Source organism: Streptomyces silaceus (genome assembly GCF_001419745.1).
Taxonomy (GTDB): domain Bacteria; phylum Actinomycetota; class Actinomycetes; order Streptomycetales; family Streptomycetaceae; genus Streptomyces; species Streptomyces silaceus.
The window spans coordinates 601-1050 of the sequence record NZ_LIRJ01000527.1 but is presented as its reverse complement, the minus strand read 5'-3'; the positions used below and the strand labels follow the sequence as shown (position 1 = coordinate 1050).

Genomic DNA, 450 nt, shown 5'->3' with positions numbered 1-450 from the left:
CAGCAGCGCGTAGTCCGTGCCCGCGCCGAACACGAGGATGGTCATGATCCCCGAGCTCTGTCCGGTGACGGACGTCCCGAACGCCTGGTTGAGTCCGTACGCGACGCCCATCGCGAGGTAGTCCGCGACGCCCGCGACGGCGAGCGGCACGAGCCAGAGGAAGGGGCTGCGGTAGATCAGGACGAGCAACAGCGCGACGACACCCGCGGTGGTGTAGAGCAGCGGCCCGCCGAGGGCGTTGTAGACCTCGCTCGCGTCGGTGTCGAGCGCCCCGGCCCCGCCGACGTCGACGCTCAGCCCGCCGCCGCCCTCGGCGACGTCGCGCACGTCCTGGACGAGGGCGTCGCGCTTGTCCTCGTCCTGGCCGGGCTCGGTGGAGGCGAGGGGGTAGAGGAGAGTGGTGCCGTCCTTCGAGGGCACGCCCTCCGGCTCGCCCACGAGCCGGTGAGC

Annotated in this window: 1 protein-coding gene; it reads right to left on the bottom strand. The window is 72.4% G+C overall.

The genetic code is table 11. The features are described from left to right. Positions 1-450, bottom strand: a 450-nt coding sequence (locus AOK22_RS43390; RefSeq protein ID WP_244165240.1) for an MMPL family transporter, incomplete at both ends; no start/stop codon positions are given.